At 55.7% G+C, this 16490-nt stretch carries 17 protein-coding genes; 12 read left to right on the top strand and 5 right to left on the bottom strand.

The genetic code is table 11. The features are described from left to right. The first annotated feature begins 101 nt into the window (after window positions 1-101). The 4 genes from AY555_RS04530 (at window position 102) to AY555_RS12110 (ending at window position 2476) form a co-directional block, all read left to right on the top strand. Complete coding sequence (locus AY555_RS04530) at window positions 102-677, top strand: hypothetical protein (protein WP_167829335.1); 576 nt, start codon at window positions 102-104, stop codon at window positions 675-677. A gap of 2 nt (window positions 678-679) precedes the next feature. After that, window positions 680-976 (top strand): hypothetical protein, encoded by a 297-nt coding sequence (locus AY555_RS04525; RefSeq protein WP_066134016.1) that lies wholly within the window; start codon window positions 680-682, stop codon window positions 974-976. A 299-nt stretch (window positions 977-1275) separates the two neighbouring features. Then, window positions 1276-1992 (top strand): class I SAM-dependent methyltransferase, encoded by a 717-nt coding sequence (locus AY555_RS04520; protein ID WP_066134013.1) that lies wholly within the window; start codon window positions 1276-1278, stop codon window positions 1990-1992. A 352-nt stretch (window positions 1993-2344) separates the two neighbouring features. Then, window positions 2345-2476 (top strand): HepT-like ribonuclease domain-containing protein, encoded by a 132-nt coding sequence (locus tag AY555_RS12110; protein ID WP_322099100.1) that lies wholly within the window; start codon window positions 2345-2347, stop codon window positions 2474-2476. A 26-nt stretch (window positions 2477-2502) separates the two neighbouring features. Here AY555_RS12110 and AY555_RS04515 read toward each other — a convergent pair whose 3' ends face one another. Then, window positions 2503-2901: a helix-turn-helix domain-containing protein gene (locus AY555_RS04515; RefSeq protein ID WP_066133211.1), complete on the bottom strand. Its 399-nt coding sequence runs from the start codon at window positions 2899-2901 to the stop codon at window positions 2503-2505. Between the two features lie 84 nt (window positions 2902-2985). Between AY555_RS04515 and AY555_RS04510 the strand changes: the two genes are divergently transcribed. The 3 genes from AY555_RS04510 to AY555_RS11755 all read left to right on the top strand — a co-directional run bounded on the left by AY555_RS04510 (window position 2986) and on the right by AY555_RS11755 (window position 4010). Beyond that, window positions 2986-3201, top strand: a complete 216-nt coding sequence (locus AY555_RS04510; protein WP_066133209.1) for a hypothetical protein — start codon at window positions 2986-2988, stop codon at window positions 3199-3201. Between the two features lie 198 nt (window positions 3202-3399). Continuing rightward, window positions 3400-3840, top strand: coding sequence for a hypothetical protein (locus AY555_RS04505; RefSeq protein ID WP_066134010.1), 441 nt, complete (start codon window positions 3400-3402; stop codon window positions 3838-3840). Further along, window positions 3837-4010, top strand: coding sequence for a hypothetical protein (locus tag AY555_RS11755; RefSeq protein WP_156483294.1), 174 nt, complete (start codon window positions 3837-3839; stop codon window positions 4008-4010). The genes AY555_RS04505 and AY555_RS11755 overlap by 4 nt, the downstream gene beginning before the upstream one ends. Here the strand turns inward: AY555_RS11755 and AY555_RS04500 are convergent. Continuing rightward, complete coding sequence (locus AY555_RS04500) at window positions 4007-4429, bottom strand: very short patch repair endonuclease (RefSeq protein ID WP_167805602.1); 423 nt, start codon at window positions 4427-4429, stop codon at window positions 4007-4009. The two genes, AY555_RS11755 and AY555_RS04500, sit on opposite strands and share 4 nt — an antisense overlap. Window positions 4430-4457: 28 nt before the next feature. Further along, window positions 4458-5570 (bottom strand): DNA (cytosine-5-)-methyltransferase, encoded by a 1113-nt coding sequence (gene dcm / locus AY555_RS04495; protein ID WP_066134004.1) that lies wholly within the window; start codon window positions 5568-5570, stop codon window positions 4458-4460. Window positions 5571-5753: 183 nt separating this feature from the next. Between dcm and AY555_RS04490 the strand changes: the two genes are divergently transcribed. The 5 genes from AY555_RS04490 to AY555_RS04470 all read left to right on the top strand — a co-directional run bounded on the left by AY555_RS04490 (window position 5754) and on the right by AY555_RS04470 (window position 13924). After that, window positions 5754-6902, top strand: coding sequence for an efflux RND transporter periplasmic adaptor subunit (locus AY555_RS04490; protein ID WP_082811859.1), 1149 nt, complete (start codon window positions 5754-5756; stop codon window positions 6900-6902). Beyond that, window positions 6899-9979, top strand: coding sequence for an efflux RND transporter permease subunit (locus tag AY555_RS04485; protein ID WP_066133995.1), 3081 nt, complete (start codon window positions 6899-6901; stop codon window positions 9977-9979). Before AY555_RS04490 ends, AY555_RS04485 begins: the two co-directional genes overlap by 4 nt. A 273-nt stretch (window positions 9980-10252) precedes the next feature. Further along, window positions 10253-11665 (top strand): AMP-binding protein, encoded by a 1413-nt coding sequence (locus AY555_RS04480; protein ID WP_066133993.1) that lies wholly within the window; start codon window positions 10253-10255, stop codon window positions 11663-11665. Further along, complete coding sequence (locus AY555_RS04475) at window positions 11662-12741, top strand: LuxE/PaaK family acyltransferase (RefSeq protein WP_066133990.1); 1080 nt, start codon at window positions 11662-11664, stop codon at window positions 12739-12741. Before AY555_RS04480 ends, AY555_RS04475 begins: the two co-directional genes overlap by 4 nt. After that, the gene (locus tag AY555_RS04470) at window positions 12689-13924 is read left to right on the top strand and encodes an acyl-CoA reductase (protein ID WP_082811857.1); all 1236 of its coding nucleotides are present in this window, start codon (window positions 12689-12691) and stop codon (window positions 13922-13924) included. The genes AY555_RS04475 and AY555_RS04470 overlap by 53 nt, the downstream gene beginning before the upstream one ends. Before the next feature lie 60 nt (window positions 13925-13984). On the opposite strand, the gene AY555_RS12250 is transcribed toward AY555_RS04470, so the two are convergent. Together AY555_RS12250 and AY555_RS04460 are read right to left on the bottom strand one after the other, a co-directional pair. Beyond that, complete coding sequence (locus AY555_RS12250; RefSeq protein WP_066133983.1) at window positions 13985-15280, bottom strand: hypothetical protein; 1296 nt, start codon at window positions 15278-15280, stop codon at window positions 13985-13987. Between the two features lie 17 nt (window positions 15281-15297). After that, a complete protein-coding gene (locus tag AY555_RS04460) occupies window positions 15298-16482 on the bottom strand; it encodes a hypothetical protein (protein ID WP_066133979.1) in 1185 nt (394 codons plus the stop codon). Window positions 16483-16490: the final 8 nt, after the last annotated feature.

Here is a 16490-nt window from a genome sequence, read left to right as displayed (position 1 = left end):
GTTCAATTCGGTGCGGTCATCCGCCTTTGCATGTACATGGAGTTTTTTGGCTCCAACGCGGACGTTATCGAAACCGCATGGTGGATGCAAGCGAAAAACGGATGGGTTACTTACAGCAAGCGGGGATGCTGCGTTGCAGGGTGGTGTTGCTGAACCTCGATGATGCTATATTCCTTGCGTATTCCTGCATTGGACTGAAACTGCCGTTCACGCACAACGCATTGCAGATGATCGCCCATTGCAAAGAGCTCCACGTTCGTAGCAATGCGATTGAGAAATATGGCCAGACAGCTTTGTTGGCCGCGCTTCTGGACGATGCGCCGGATGCCTACATTGGCACGCTTTCACCGCTGGTCACCATGGCACTGGAGAAAATTGCCAGAATCTCTCCGCTTGGAACGCTTGACACGGCGATTACCCTCACCATCCACCAGGCATTCGGGCTGCCTTTTCCTTTGCCTGCGGGCTGGGTCACTGTTTTGAAACTTGTCGATGAGATCATGCTTGCGACCGAGTATCGGGATCTGCTTCTGGTCCGGAACAGCGATATGGAATTTCCGGGCGCGGCAGAGTTCCGCATCCAGCCTGAACCCGAACACCGTGCTCCGGACCTGTTCCTGGAGTGTCTGGAAAGTCTGCGCAGCCGGGCTGTACGGCACCAGGCAATGGCAAGCTGACGATGCCCCTGACAAAGGACATCAGGATTCCCATGCAGGGAGCCAGGGCGCACACCCGTCCGGGCCCCCTGACCGAAGAGCGGATTACCGCTGCCTTGCGTGTACTGGCCCGCATTGTCTGTGATCATCCGGGGCTGCTGAATCAGGACCACGTTCGCCATCTGGCTGCGCGGCTTCTTACCGAACGGGATGCCGCCAGAAAGGATGCTGAAATCGACGCCGCCCTCCGGCAATTCGCTCTTCCTGACGCGGCCCTGACATCCACGAAACCAAAAGCGCCAACATGGACCGCGCGTTAAGTGGCGTGGCCGGACATAAGGAGATCGATCAAATGCACGAACGATTCAGCAGGAGCCTAGACAGCCGTCAGAACTAGCCTATACGCTTATCAAAATCAGCGCTCCACCCAAGATTATCGCCATTGAAACATTGACCAGAATCATCCCTTTTCATGATCCTTAAGTAGAGATAGATATCTTCCGCCTTTATTGGCTATATGTTTCTTTACTGCTTGCGATATCCTTCCAATCACACTTATCATTGGGTAGCCCTCACCTAATTATCGCGCTTAATACTGCACGCCCAAGTTGGAAAACTCATGAGTGATTATAAAGGCTATCTCGCGTACTACAGAAGCACGCTTTCTACTCACAAGCCCCGATTAATTGGCGGTTTTTTTCGTTCCCTACTGGATGCCAAGGCTCAAAAGATGGGGCAGTCAAGTCGGCATGCCCTGTTTCTGGACCGGGTGCTGTCGCTTTGCTCTAAAGGAAACTCGGGAGATATCACCGTTCTTGAGGTTGGCCCCGGGGACGGTTGGGCGCTCTCGCTACATCGCTCTGGCCTGCGACGCATCGGCATAGACCAAGGCGACGACTTTGCCTGCACCTTAAAGGAAAAAGGCATTGAGTTCTACAGAGTGAATATTGAGACTGAGAGTCTACCCCTAGAAGACAAGACGGTTGACGTGATCATGATGAATCACGTTATCGAACACCTTGCAGATCCGTTGCTCTTCCTCAAAGAGGCGAAAAGAACGTTGCGGCCAGGCGGCTGTCTGTATGTTCGCACACCAAACATTCGGAGGGTTGGAACCGCGTTCTGGGAAGACTATACACATGTGAGACCGTATACTCCTGCGTCGCTTCGCGCGATGGCTGAGGCACACGGCCTTACTCATATGTTTACGTTTGCATCAGACCATGGTCGCATCAACCTTGACATCTTGACCGAGGGGCGTCTTAGAACGTTTCTTCTCGCACCTTGGGCAAGGGGTGCTGAAATTGAAGCATGCTTTAGGCTTGGGTCTCCTTAACGGCTTAGGCTAGGACTGGTGTTTGTGTTTCTGGTTATGGCGGAGAGGCCACCATGACTGATTTACTTTCATTGTCCCCACCGCAAATGCTTAGGCATCGAGCCGTTTTTGCCATTGCCTCATGGTGTCCTGCGGGTGGATGACCGATGGGTGACCAGCGGGACCATCTACACGATCAAGAGCGAAATCCGCTGGCGTAACATGCCTATCGGCTATGGCCCGCACAAGACAGCTGTACAGCTTTTTGGCGCACTGGAGCCGGATAGATGCACTCAAAAGGATATTTACCGCCAAGATTATAAGTGGGTATGGCGCTTTTGTCGCCGAGCATCCCGAAGTCCCCTAGCGCAGTATGCGCGGCATGCGGAACCGAATTGCCCATGGATACTTCGAGATTAATCTTTGCGTTGTATGGGATACCGTACAAGAGTGCTTGCCAGAGCTGATCGAGCAGCTCCGTCTATTGCGCCGCTCAACAATCTGAACTTGCTCTTTACATTCAGCAGGCTGTCAGCTCTCCGTCTTCGACGCCGTTACCGCTTCTGCCCCGTTCCCGCGCCAGCTGTCGTGAAGGCCGATCAGGACATCGGCAACCTGGGCCGGGGTAAGCCCCCCCTGCAGCAGTCCTGACAGGGATTGCGCAATCACATAGCGCATCAGTTCACGATCAAGACCTGATGTTGCCCTGTCCTGATTGGGCTGACCTGTCGCCAGCCACGCAATATCCGCGTCCAGGACCCGTGCAATCTCGGCCAGCTTTGACGTGGTACGGGTTTTGCCCGCAATCAGGAAGGATATGGACGACTGCGAGGCCCGGACACGGCGCGCAAGCTCGCTGATCGACATGTTCCGGTCGGCCAGCAACTTCTTCAGGCGTCCGCCGATGCTATCAAGATCGTATTCGGTCATGACTCTCTTCTACCCCATTTCATGTCCTTGACGGTCCACATAATTATCGATAGCTTGTTCATCTATTTATAGATGGAGGAAAGCATGACAGAAGCACAGCTCCGGGCCATACATTTCATGGAACAGGCTGTTGGTGTGGCTGGGTCGCAAAGTGCGCTCAGCCGCAAGATTGCCATGGGTCAAGGCAGTATATCCCGCGCCCTCAAGATCGGGCGTGTCTCACCACGGATGGCGGTCAGGATCCATCAGGCGCTTGGCTTCGATCTTGATGAGGTCCTTGCGGTCGCCCTCGCACGCTGAGGGCCATTTTCCGGGCTAGGCGCACCTGAATGCGCACAGCCCTGAGCATTGTGTCGATATCCGCCCCCAGGCTCCTGTTCCATTCAGCACGGTCCGGTGTTCCCAGGGGCGGCGCATGTTTCAGCAATGTCTCGATATCCATCATCCCCCCTTTTTCATCGCAGGGGGAAGCATCACCTGCAAGGCGAGTGCAAATCCATGTCAGAAAACTGGACGATCAACACTGATGCGTTAAAGCAGAGCATTTCCACGGCGCTGAACATGTTTGTCGGCCCGGGTCGCATGTCCAGGGAAGAGCTGTCCCGGTGGACAGGGATCGACACGCGAACGATCAAGGCTCACCATCGGGGGGAAACGGTGCCAAGTGTTGCGGCGCTGTTTTCTTACTTTCGGGTCTTGCCGGTTGCTTTTGCGGAACACGTACTGGCGCAGGCCGGTCTGGGTGGTGTCCATCGCCTGGAGCAGACGGCAAACGCCAATCACGTGATGGCCGAGCTTGGTGAAGGCATCGCCGCACTTGGCCACGCGATGGCCGACGGGCACATCGATCTGGCATCTTCGGTCTCTGGACACAACAGACGTCAGCAAGTAGAGAAGGTCATCCTAGCCGCTCAGCAGACGACAAGGCGTCCATTATGAAAAGAAAACTCCGCACTCTTGCCGCTGCATTAGCTCTTGTGATGATGATAGTGTTGGCAGGCATTGCGCTGGCTGTCGGGATATTGCTCTTCGTAATACATGCTCTGTTTACCTTGGCGATGCTGTTTGCGACGCCAGCACAAGGAACACACATCAAGCTCAGACTCTAGCCCTGCTCACCCCGGATAGCGTGACACGGCAGATCATCGCGCAACCATTGGGACACCTGCCCGGCCAGATAGCCCGGATCCTGACGCAACCGCCCTTTCAGGGCACATTCCCAGATCGTCAGAACTCTCCAGCCCGCTGCAACCAACCGCTGCTGTACGTTTTGGTCACGCGTGCGATTTCCCTCGATCTTGGCAGCCCAAAAGGCTGTACGCGTGGCAGGGAGACGAAACAGCGGGCAGTCATGCCCATGCCAGAAGCAACCGTGAACCATGATCACCGCCCGATAACGGGGAAAAACAAGGTCCGGTGTCGCCCGCAAACGTTTGTCATTCAGCCTGTAGCGAAACCCAAGACGGTAAAGGGCGGAGCGTACAAGACGTTCCGGAACCGTGTTGCAGCTACCTATGCCAGCCATCATGAGGCTTCGGGTTTACGCGTTGACGCAATCAACCAACACCAGCCTCTTCTGTATAAGATGGCGCACACACCCCGACAATCCACGGAGACAGGTAGCGGGCCAACGCCTGAACCACCGGCACAACAACAGCATTGCCAAGCTGGCGATAGGCCTGCGTATCTGATACCGGGATTATAAAGTCGCTGCGACCCGGGCTATCAAACCCCATCAGACGTGCACATTCACGCGGGGTCAAACGGCGCGGCGGGCCGGAAGGACGGGCCACCAGTATTTCCGAACCATCCTTGTAATAGCGAGCCGAAAGAGTTCGGGCCGCACTGCCCGGTCCTACCAAACCATACCCAAAGCCATTGCCCCGGGCCCGGTGACGGGCCGCATAGTCCTGTAGATATACCCACAGGCGCGATGACAGGACATAACGTGGATCCACCACACCACCCGGGCCGGTATAAGGTGGATCCGGGGCCTCGGTTCCATCTTCAGGGTGAAGAATATCAGCCATGATGGGCCATCGATCGCGATCTGGCACCGGCATGGCCTGGAAATTAAACTCATCCCCACCATCACGAAAGCCGATAATAAAAATACGTTCGCGGTGCTGTGGAACAAAGGGACGGGCATCAAGAATACGCCACGCAATGTGGTATCCAAGCTGGCGGGTCAAGGATGTCCGGATAACATCAAACGTTCTTCCCTTGTCATGCGACACAAGGTTCTTGACGTTCTCCAGCACGAAGAAGCGGGGACGATGGGTAGCCAGAATACGTTCAATCTCGAAAAACAGCGTGCCTTGGGTCTGACAGTCAAAACCATGGGGACGCTTGAGAGCATTCTTTTTCGAAACACCGGCAATAGAGAAGGGCTGGCACGGAAAGCCGGCCAGAAGGACGTCATGTTCAGGGATTTGCGCCTCAGAAACAGCCGTAATATCACCCTCGAAAGGATGATCGTCGCATCCAAAGTTGGCCTGATATGTTTCCCGGGAGTAACGATTCCACTCGCTGGTAAAGACACACGCACCGCCAACAGCCTCGAAGCCGCGCCTCATGCCCCCTATGCCGGCAAAAAGATCAATAAACCGGAATGCAGGCGCACCACGGGTTAGCCGCAGATGACCACGGCAAGCCTGAAAAGATGACACAACCGGCCCCCCTGACCGCTGTCTGTCCCCACAGACTGGCAGCACAGGGTCTCCGTTACAAGAGATGGGTCACACGGCATAATACCTGCGTTACTCTGTGCAAGACAGGAACATTGAAATGCGAACAATTGCACATTAGATTCAACCCCTTGTTTTTCAGCACGATACTCACCCGCCGGAGCTATGATGCCACGCCAGACCATTCGTATTTTTCTTGCCTTGGCCCTGCTCCTGGCCGGTTATGTCTGGTGGGCAGGAAAAGAAAGACGATCCGCAGACAACGCCCGGGCCGCACGCCCCGTACCCGTGGTTACCGCCATAGCCGACACCCGTTCTGTACCTTACCTTTTCTCTGCTCCGGGAACAGTCCTTCCGGTTGCCCGTGTTGGTCTCCGGGCCCGTGTTGAAAGCGTGGTCGAGGCTATCCATTTTTCCGAAGGACAAGAAGTCCGGCAGGGAGAGCTGCTGTTCACCTTGGATGACCGTTCCCTGAAAGCAGAACTGGCCGAGGCCGAAGCAAACTTGGCCCGTGACCGGGCACAACTGGGCAAGGCACAGGGCGATGCGCGCCGTTACGCCGACCTAGTCCGTCACCAGGCTACATCCCGCCAAGCCTACGAAGCCGCCATTGCCGGAGTTGATGCCCTGCAGGCAACGGTCAATGCCGGCATGGCTGCCATTGAAAGCGCACGGGTTGCCTTGGGCCATACCCAGATTGTTGCCCCGATGGGCGGCTATACGGGGGCCATTTCCGTGCGACCCGGGTCCAGCGTCCGTCCATCGGATACCGATCCCTTGGTAACACTGACCGCCATTCGCCCGATAGAGGTATCCTTCAACCTGCCGGAATCTCTTCTGGGGATCGTTCGATACGGCCAAGGCCGTGCGCCCTTGGATGTCATTGCCACGACCCCGCAGGTCTCGTCTTCTCCGGTGGCCGGCAAGCTGGTGTTTATTGACAACACAGTAGACCGCCAGTCCGGCACTATCATGCTCAAAGCCCGATTCCCCAATGAAGAGACACAGCTGTGGCCCGGACAGCTGGTTAGTATAACTTTGACCCTGCGCGTGGACCACGATGCCCTGACCATTCCGGATACGGCTGTCCTGACAAGCCAGGGAGGGCAGTACGTCTTTGTGGTCAGTGCAGACAAAACGGTAGCGGCTCGCCCCGTCAATGTTGCACGCAGCCTTGATGGCCTTGCCGTTATAGACAAGGGCCTGAGCACAGGTGAACGGGTTGTCATACAGGGGGCCTCGCGGTTGGTGGAAGGATCTGCGGTCTTCGAACAGGATCCGGAAAAGCCGGAGAACGGGAAGGCCGCACCATGAACATATCCGAACTGTTCATACGCCGCCCGGTCATGACGGTTCTCCTGTCGCTGAGCGTTGTTATGGCCGGCTTGGCTGCGTGGCGGCAGCTTCCCGTCGCAGCCCTCCCCAATGTGGATTTCCCCGTCATCAGCGTCAGCGCATCCCTGCCCGGTGCCAGCCCTGAAACCATGGCTGTATCCGTTGCAGCCATTCTGGAGCGTGAGTTTTCCACCATTGCAGGCATCCGCACCATCACCTCCAGTTCCCGGAATGGCAGCACCAGCCTGTCGGTGGAATTCGTCCTCGACCGCAATATTGATGCCGCCGCCCAGGATATCCAGGCGGCCATCTCCCGGGCCCAGCGCCGCCTGCCGGACGATATGACAACACCGCCGACCTGGCGCAAGGTCAATCCGGCGGACTCCCCGATTGCCATTCTGGCCCTGTCCTCACCGCTGGTCAGCTTGCCCGATATCAACGAGTATGCGGAATCCGTTGTACAGCCCCGTATTTCTGCCCTGCCGGGGGTCGCACAGGTTCTAGTTTATGGCTCACAGAAATATGCAGTCCGGATCAAGGCTGACCCTGATGCCCTTTCCGCACGGAACCTGACTCTTGACGACCTGCAAACAGCGGTCGCCGCAGCCAATGCGAATACCCCTGTCGGCATCCTGTCCGGGGATTCCCGGCAGCTGGTCCTGACGTCCAACGACCAACTTCCCGATGCACAAGCCTTCGGGAACCTGATCCTTGCGGTTCGCAAAGGAGCGCCCATTCGCCTTGGCGATGTGGCCACAGTCAGCAACAGCGTGGAAAACGACCGTGCTGCCAGCTGGCATAATGACAATAGGGCCATTGTTCTGGCTGTTCAGAGGCAACCCGACGCCAATACCGTGCAGGTTGTTGATGATATACAAAGGCTCCTTCCGGATCTGCGCACACGGCTCCCCCCATCGGTATCGATTGATATTGTCAGCGACAGGGCCCAATCCATCCGTGAAGCGGTGGATGATGTCCAGTTCACCCTGCTCCTGATCATTATCTTGGTCATTCTGGTGATTTTCCTGTTCCTGCGCCGGACCACGGCTACCATCATTCCCGCCGTAGCCGTCCCCCTGTCCCTTCTGGGCACGGCGGGGGGCATGCACCTTATGGGATTTTCCATCGACAATATCTCGCTTCTGGCCCTGACCCTTTCGGTCGGCCTAGTTGTAGATGACGCCATTGTGATGCTGGAGAACATTGTCCGGCATATCGAAGCCGGAACACCACCCTTCGAAGCCGCCCTGAAAGGCTCCCGCGAGATTGGGTTTACCATTGTCTCCATCACCCTGTCCCTAGTGGCTGTCTTTATTCCCATCCTTCTGATGGGCGGTGTTCTGGGGCGTTTGTTTCATGAATTTGCTGTCGTCGTGACCATGGCCTTGGTTATATCGGCCTTGGTATCCCTGACGTTGACACCCTTTCTATGCTCCCGCCTGCTGACACGCCATGACCTAGAGCGCGAGGAAAGCCCGCTGGGGCAAACCCTGTCCCGTAGGCTGGACTGGATAGAAGCCGGTTATGCCCGTTCTCTGTCGTGGTGCCTGCAGCATCACGGCCTGACCGCAAGCGTTGCCGCAGCAACCGTAATCCTGACGCTGGTTCTGTTTGTCACGATTCCCAAGGGCTTCTTCCCCGAAGAAGATATCGGGCAATTTGTCGCCATTACAGAAGCATCAAAAGACATCGCTTTCCCGGCCATGGTCACAGCTCATTCCCGCATTGCCCGGATTGTACGCGCCCATCCTGCTGTCAGCGGGGTAACATCGGCTGTCGGGGGAGGAGCAACAACGGCCATAAATTCTGGTCGCCTGTTCGTCAGTCTGCGCCCACGTGGTGAACGCCCCCCCATACAAGCCGTTATTGCGGATCTACGGCGTCAGGTCGCCCGCGAGGTTGGGATTTCCGTCTTCATGGTACCAACCCAGAACCTGCGGCTGGGGGGACGAACATCCAAAAGCCAGTATCAGTACACGATACAGGCCCTGGACAGCACAGAGCTGTATGCATGGTCCGCACGCCTAGAAGAAGCCATGCGTGCGGACCCGCATATGGTTGATGTTGCCAGTGACTTAGAACTGTCCAATCCGCAGGTTTTTGTCAATATAGACAGGGACAAGGCTGCGCTGCTGGGGATCCGGGTTGATGCTGTTCGTGCGGCGCTATACAGCGCCTTTGGGCAGAGGCAAATTTCCACCATTTACACCGACAGCAACGACTATGCCGTCATCCTGGAACTGGAACCACGCTTCCAGCAAGACGAAAGCAGCCTGTCACGCATTCATGTACGCGCCAATGGCGGGGAACTGGTCCCTCTGGGGGCTTTTTCGACACTGAAACGAACATCCGGTCCCATGAGCGTCAACCGCCAAGGACAAACCCCGGCGGTCACACTCTCATTCAATCTTGCACAGGGGGCTGCGCTTGGGGATGCCGTTACAGCCATCCGAGCCCTAGAACAAACCCTTGGCCTTCCAGCCTCGGTCAGCACCAGTTTTTCAGGTACGGCAGAAATATTCCGGGAGTCCATGCAGAACCAGACCCTTCTTCTGGGCGCTGCAATTCTCGTTATCTATGCCGTTCTAGGCATACTGTACGAAAGCTACATTCACCCCCTTACAATCTTGTCCGGATTACCCTCGGCCTCGGTCGGGGCCTTGGCAACATTGATGCTCTTCAATGTAGAACTGAGCGTCATTGCCATGATCGGGCTGTTGATGCTGATCGGGATTGTCAAGAAGAACGCCATCATGATGATTGACTTCGCGCTGGATGCCCGACGTATCGAGGGGCTTTCTGCCCGCGATGCCATAGAAAAGGCCTGCCTGATCCGGTTCCGCCCGATCATGATGACCACCATGACAGCGATTGTGGGCACCCTGCCCATTGCAGCAGCCTATGGCGCTGCCGCTGAACTGCGGCAACCGCTGGGTCTTGCCGTTGTCGGTGGCTTGATTGTTTCCCAGGCACTAACCCTATACATCACCCCGGTTATCTATCTGTATATGGAACGGCTTCGGACCGGATGGACTGCACACAACACAAAGGCATAATTCTCATTAATCTCTGCCTTTTATAAGGGCGTGTTCTCGTGGTTGGAAAAAAGTATGGGTAATATTCCGACACAATCAAGGCAGCAGTTTCAATATGATCTTAAGATTCTGACAGATCAGGCACCACCACATCATAACTGATATAACTTTACGTTCGCCGGACCAAGAGGCCATGTCATAATAAACTGAATAGGGAAGCGATAGCCTTGCATACGTGCAGCGTATGACATGGGGATTGGGGGCCTTCTTTATGCTCCAAGGATACTGTTGCGTATGAAGGATTTATTTTCTGATCTGGATCTGCATCAACAAAAAATTGCTCTTCTGTCTGAATATGGCGGTGAAGTGTCATACCACGACCTTTCTATTCAGACTGACTTCTGGGCAAATGCCGTTGCAGGGCGCAACCTTGTACTGACCCTATGCCAGAATTGCCCGGAAGCTGTTATTGCATATATCGGGCTGATGCGCGCAAATTCCGTACCAGCCTTGGTGCATCACTCCGTATCGCAGCACCATCTTGTAGACATTACGAATCGCCTGAACCCGGGTTACATCCTATGTCCACTGGATCATGCATCAGCCTTCGGGCAAGCCCGGGTCGTGCGACAAAGAAACGGCTATGTCCTGATGCACCGGGGAGAAAGCCCCGCAATGCACGATCAACTGTCCCTTCTTCTCACGACATCAGGATCAACGGGAAGCCAGTCTTTCGTCCGGATTTCCCGCGATAACATTCTCAGCAATGCAGCATCGATTGCACAATCGCTCGACCTCAGACAGTCTGACCGTGCAATCACCACGATGCCCTTCAGCTACAGCTACGGATTATCAATCATCCATTCCCATCTGCTTGTCGGCGCGTCTGTTTTTGTGACAGAGAACGCAGTGGTTACACCTGCTTTCTGGCAAGCCGTACGGGAGCATCGCGTCACAAACTTTGGTGGCGTGCCGTTTATTTACCAGACATTGAAGCGCCTGCGCCTTGACACGATGGACTTACCCGCCTTGCGCCTGCTGACACAGGCCGGGGGACGTATGGATCCAGACGATATCCAGTCATTTGTACAGTCATGCGCAAGAAACAACAGACAGTTCCGGGTCATGTATGGACAGACAGAAGCAACCGCGCGCATGTCCTGCGTCCCTTGGGATGCCATGCCTTCCAAGGGACATACCATCGGCATTCCAATCCCCGGGGGAAGCATGTTCCTGATTGATGAAGCCGGGAATCCGATACAGGAACCGGAACGGCCAGGCGAGCTTGTCTATCAAGGACCCAATGTCTCACTTGGCTTGGCACAATCTGCAGAAGACCTGACCTTGGGAGATTGCCACAAAGGAACCTTGCACACAGGGGACATCGCCTGCCGCGACAGTGATGGATTCCTGCGTATTATAGGACGCAAGAAGCGGTTCCTGAAAATATTCGGACACAGGGTCAGCCTGGACGAAACAGAACATCTGCTGGAAAGAGCCGGCTATCACGCTGCATGCAGTGGCCATGACGACCGACTGTACGTTTTTATCACAGACGCTGACAAAGCCAAGGACACAGCCGCATTTCTACAATCAGCCACAGGCATTCATCAAAAGGGAATCTTCGTTCATGCAGTTCCTGCATTTCCCCGTCTCGAGTCAGGGAAAACGGATTATTCCACCCTTATGAAGCAGGCTCTGCCATGACCACGCTCTTGCCCCTTGATTCTTTCTTTGAAGAGCCACCCTACGGACTCCGTCGCTCACAAAAAGAGCCTCTTTTTCTGGAACGCATGTCGTGGTTGACGCACCATCATGTGCAACACTGCCCACCTTACAAAAAAATGATGGCTTTCTTCCCGGACCAGACAGAAAAGCATTCCTCTCTGGAACACGTTCCCTTCTTGCCGGTTCGCCTCTTCAAGGAACTGGATCTAAAGAGTGTTCCACGGAGCCAGGTCCAGAAGACCCTGCTGTCATCAGGAACAACCGGCCATGCACGTTCGCGCATCGCGCTTGATCATGCTGAAATCATGCGACAAACAAAAGTCCTTGCCCACATTACCGTGAATTTTACGGGGCTGGAACGCATGCCTATGCTGGTTGTCGACTCACAATCCACAGAAAGAGGCGCGGATGCATCATCAGCACGCGCAGCCGCCACGACCGGTTTCTCGCTCTTTGGGCGCCCCATCATATATGCCCTGGACAAACAGGGAATGACTGACCTGAATGCCCTGAAAGATTTTGAAGCCCGTTATGGTAACCAACCTGTTTTTGTCTTTGGCCTTACCTTCCTTGTGTTCTCGAAATTTCTGAAGTGCCTTGAGGAGCAGGGTATACGCCTTGATCTGGGAAAAGGTATCCTGATCCACGGTGGTGGGTGGAAGAAGATGGCCGACCAACAGATCAGCGCCGGGGCATTCCGTGTGCTGGCCGAAAAAACAACCGGTATCCGCTCTGTCCATAACTACTATGGCCTTGTTGAACAGACAGGCTCCATCTTTCTTGAATGTGAGCAACACCATCTGCATCCGTCCCTGTTCTCGGATGTTCTGGTGCGGAATGCACATCTTGAACCTTGCGTATCAAACGAAAGAGGTTTGCTTCAGGTTTTTTCCGCTTTGCCCGAGAGCTATCCCGGTCATAGTCTTTTGACAGAAGATGAAGCCACGATTCTTGGGGAAGACGATTGTCCGTGCGGGAGAAAGGGGAAATATTTTGTTGTACATGGACGGGTCCAGGACGCTGAAGCTAGGGGATGCAGCGACACCCTTGCTTGATGAAGGATCCAATCTTGATCTGCTGGCCGGAAATCGTGACCTGCGTGACACGTGCCTTCCACCCTTTGCACCGCCTGTCTGCGAATTCCTCGGTGCCTTTTCAAAGGCCCTGCGTCTTGATCCACAAGCCCGGAAGAAACCCGACCTGCAAACGTTTGCTTTCTGGTGTCGGCCTGCAGGCATCAAGGCATCACAGGAACTCTGCAACGATTCCAGACTACGCCTTGGGCGCGGCCTGACACTGCACATTGCACCCGGCAATACTCCCGTCAACACAGCCCTCTCGCTGGCATTTGGCCTGTTAGCCGGTAACGTGAATATCGTACGGGCTCCGTCACGCCCATTTGAAGAGATCGATATCCTGTGCCGTATTCTGAATGATGTTGTCAGCGGATCTCCCTATCAAGACATGGCTAGGCGCTTTGCCATCGTCCGTTATGCAAAGGATCTGGATTTAACCGCTACACTGTCACGTGCCTGCGCGGCCCGCATGATCTGGGGCGGCGATGCAACCGTCACACACATCCGGTCCATGCCGACACGACCGGACTGCGTTGATGTTGTGTTCCCTGATCGCCTGTCCCTGTGCGTCATGGATTCCGATGCGGTTGCCAACTTGGGAGACGATGATCTGGCTGCACTTGTCCGCGCGTTCTTCAACGACGCATACACAATGGACCAGAACGCATGCTCTTCCCCCCGTTATGTCATCTGGTGCGGTAAGAAAAGAGATCCGCAGCGTTTCTGGAACGCCCTTGAACACCACATAAAAGATAGGTCATACACACTGCATGCCGAACAGGCTGTCAGTAAAGCCACCTCTGTCCTGAAAGCCTTGGCGATACGTCCGGACATCCAGGCGGTCCAGCCATACGGCATTACCCTTTCTGTACTGGACCTAGAAACCGTTCCCCCTTGCCTTAAGACAGAAAGCGGGCGAAGTGGCTTCTTCTTCCAGACGCACATTCATAACCTTGACGATCTGGCCCCATCCTTGTCCCCGAAAGTCCAGACCTTAACCTATTTCGGCATCACACCATCCTCCATGCAGGAATGGACCCTACGCCATGGTATCCGTGGAATAAGCCGTATTGTTCCTGTCGGGCACGCCCTGGATATGGATGTGCTCTGGGATGGCTTCAATATTGTGGCAGAGCTCTCACGGATTGTTCACGTGACATAAAAGCCGCAGCGAACGGTCCCGGTCAGAGCATCCCTTGGTCTTGAGGCATACGGGGCACTGTCAGAAACTTGGACCGAAACGGTCGCACTCAATCACAAAAATACCCGCTCCCGGTCGCGATCGGCCCGGACGCCCGGGCAACCCGTCAGCGCCACGAAGCCCGTCACATCCCCGGCGCCCGGGAGAAATACCGAGCGATGCTGCTCCCCCTGCTCCACCAAGCCCCGGCAATCCACCCGAACCCGGTGAACCACCCGGACCACCCGAAGACGGTAAAGAGAGAGACTGGATCACCGTTCCCACCGGGACCTGGACAAAAATATTGGATGACAGCCCACCGTTTCCGCCCTGTCCACCGTTACCACCCTGCCCCCCGTGACCACCGGTACCCCCATCCCCGGAAGGCATCAAGACACGGAGAGACTTGATGCCGTTACCACCCTGCCCACCGTTACCACCGCGCCCTCCCTGCCCACCGCGCCCCCCGGGAGCACCGAACCCAGCACGGGAAAAAATACGCAGGGGATAAGAGTCACACCCCACCAACCGCGCGATCCTTATATCGGCCACCTTGCACATGCCACCATTACGGCCACGCACACCATGGCCCCCGTCCAGACCGTGCCCACCATCCCCAGCATGGCACTGCGCGGGAACATGAACCGGTACCGGACCGAAGAGAGATCCCTCGACCTCAACAGACATGCCATGAACACCGTCATCCCCGGGTAACCCGTCAATACCAGGACATCCTGTATTAGGGCTCAGCTGCCGGTCTACAGAGAAAGGGGTTGGCAGAACCGCAATATCATACTTGTCCTCAGATACGCCCTGCCAGGAGCTGACCGGGGCAACACGTTCCAGCGTGCCGCATACAAGAAACAACACGTTGCCCGATACGATAACCCGGGCCCCCTCCTCCAGAACCAGATGATCAACGTGCACAAAGACATACAGCTCTTCCATGTAATCAAGGCTAGGCCACTGTCCATGACGGACACTGACATCCCAGACCTCGCCTTGGGCAAGTCGCTTGTAGGGAAGACGGATCACCTTGACATGCAGGGGCAGATGGTTGGCAAGCCCGGCACGGTCCGCTTCATGCAGCCTGCCATCCGCAATCGCATATTCCTCGCCACGGTCATGCATCCCTTGGGGAAGGCGCTGGCGCGCCTCAATCCCGCGATAGAACAATGCACTCTTGCGTACACGAACTGCATGATCCGGCGAGCCAAACAGACGGCGCGCCGTCTCCAGATCCGGCACTGTGACAAAATGGGTTCCGGTCAGCCAGTCCTCCCCCGGGCGGGGAAGGACCGACAGATCGTAACCCGAAGACTCAGTGGTCAGCACCATGCGTATAACCGTACCGTCTACAGACTGTTGATATAAATATTTCCGGGATTACCCTGACGAATCCCCTCCTTGCCGGGCTGACCGGGCTTGCCGTTGTTGCCACGCGCACCACCCGCTCCTTTCGAAGAATGCTTCCCGCCTGCTCCTCCGTTGCCGGCACGACCGCCTGCGCCTCCCAAGCCACCAGCACCACCAATGCCGACATGGGCAAGATCAGCAATCCTCACAACGCTGGATACTGCTTCGGCAGGAACCTTTATGAACACATCACCACCATCGACAGCGTTACCGCCCTGACCACCGTTGCCGCCATCGCCACCATTGCCACCACGGCCACCATCGCCGCCATCGGTGCCTTCACAGCCAGAGTCACAACCACAGCCACCATTTCCACCCTGCTGCCCGGCACCGCCGTCTCCGCCACGACCGCCGGCACCACCAGCACCGGAACGCGTGAAGACGACCAACTTTTCTCCTGCCGGATTATCAAATTCATAAAACGTCACGTTAGCCTGCAGGCTGGGGCGCCCGGTTCCGCCGATATTTCCATCCTGCCCGTCCCCGCCATTGGACCCGTTGCTGCCAAGACCGCCCGGCCCAACACCTGTGCAGATCCCCGGAGAGGCAGGCTGGACATCCTTGCCGGATGCAGCCTGATTGGAGGGCGTATCGCCATGAGCACCGTCCATGCCGGTGACACCGTCTGTACCAAGAATACCAATATGATAGGGCTTGGTTCCAGTGCCTCTACGGAAAGCAACTTTGCGGGCGTTGATTGTAAGAACCGTGTTCAGTGCCGTAATTGATCCACCGGCAAACGTCAACGTTCCCACGTTCAACAAAACAGGTGCCGCAGCGGGACCATAGACGATATCAGTTGTCACCGTCATATCCTCAACGGCTATCTTGCTGGCCTGTACAGGGAATATCTTTTTGGCAAAAGCCTTGTCATGAGGTGCCAGTTTACCAGCACCATAGACAAAGTTGCTGAGGCGGGCTAGGCACCCATTATCATCAGTACCGTCAAGAGCATTCCCATGCTGACACGAAAGATGCTGCGTATGGGCCTCACGCTGTACATCGGTCAGATCCCCTGCAAACAGGGTCTTGTACTCTTCCAGAGACGCAACTTGGACCAAAGTCTGCAGACTTTCATCATTCGGGCAAACGGCTGGTTTCTCTTCAACATCAGAAAGGCTCATAGCTGTCA

Source organism: Haematospirillum jordaniae, from assembly GCF_001611975.1.
GTDB lineage: Bacteria > Pseudomonadota > Alphaproteobacteria > Rhodospirillales > Rhodospirillaceae > Haematospirillum > Haematospirillum jordaniae.
The sequence above is the reverse complement of the archived record's forward strand: the minus strand, read 5'-3'. Positions and strand labels throughout refer to the sequence as shown.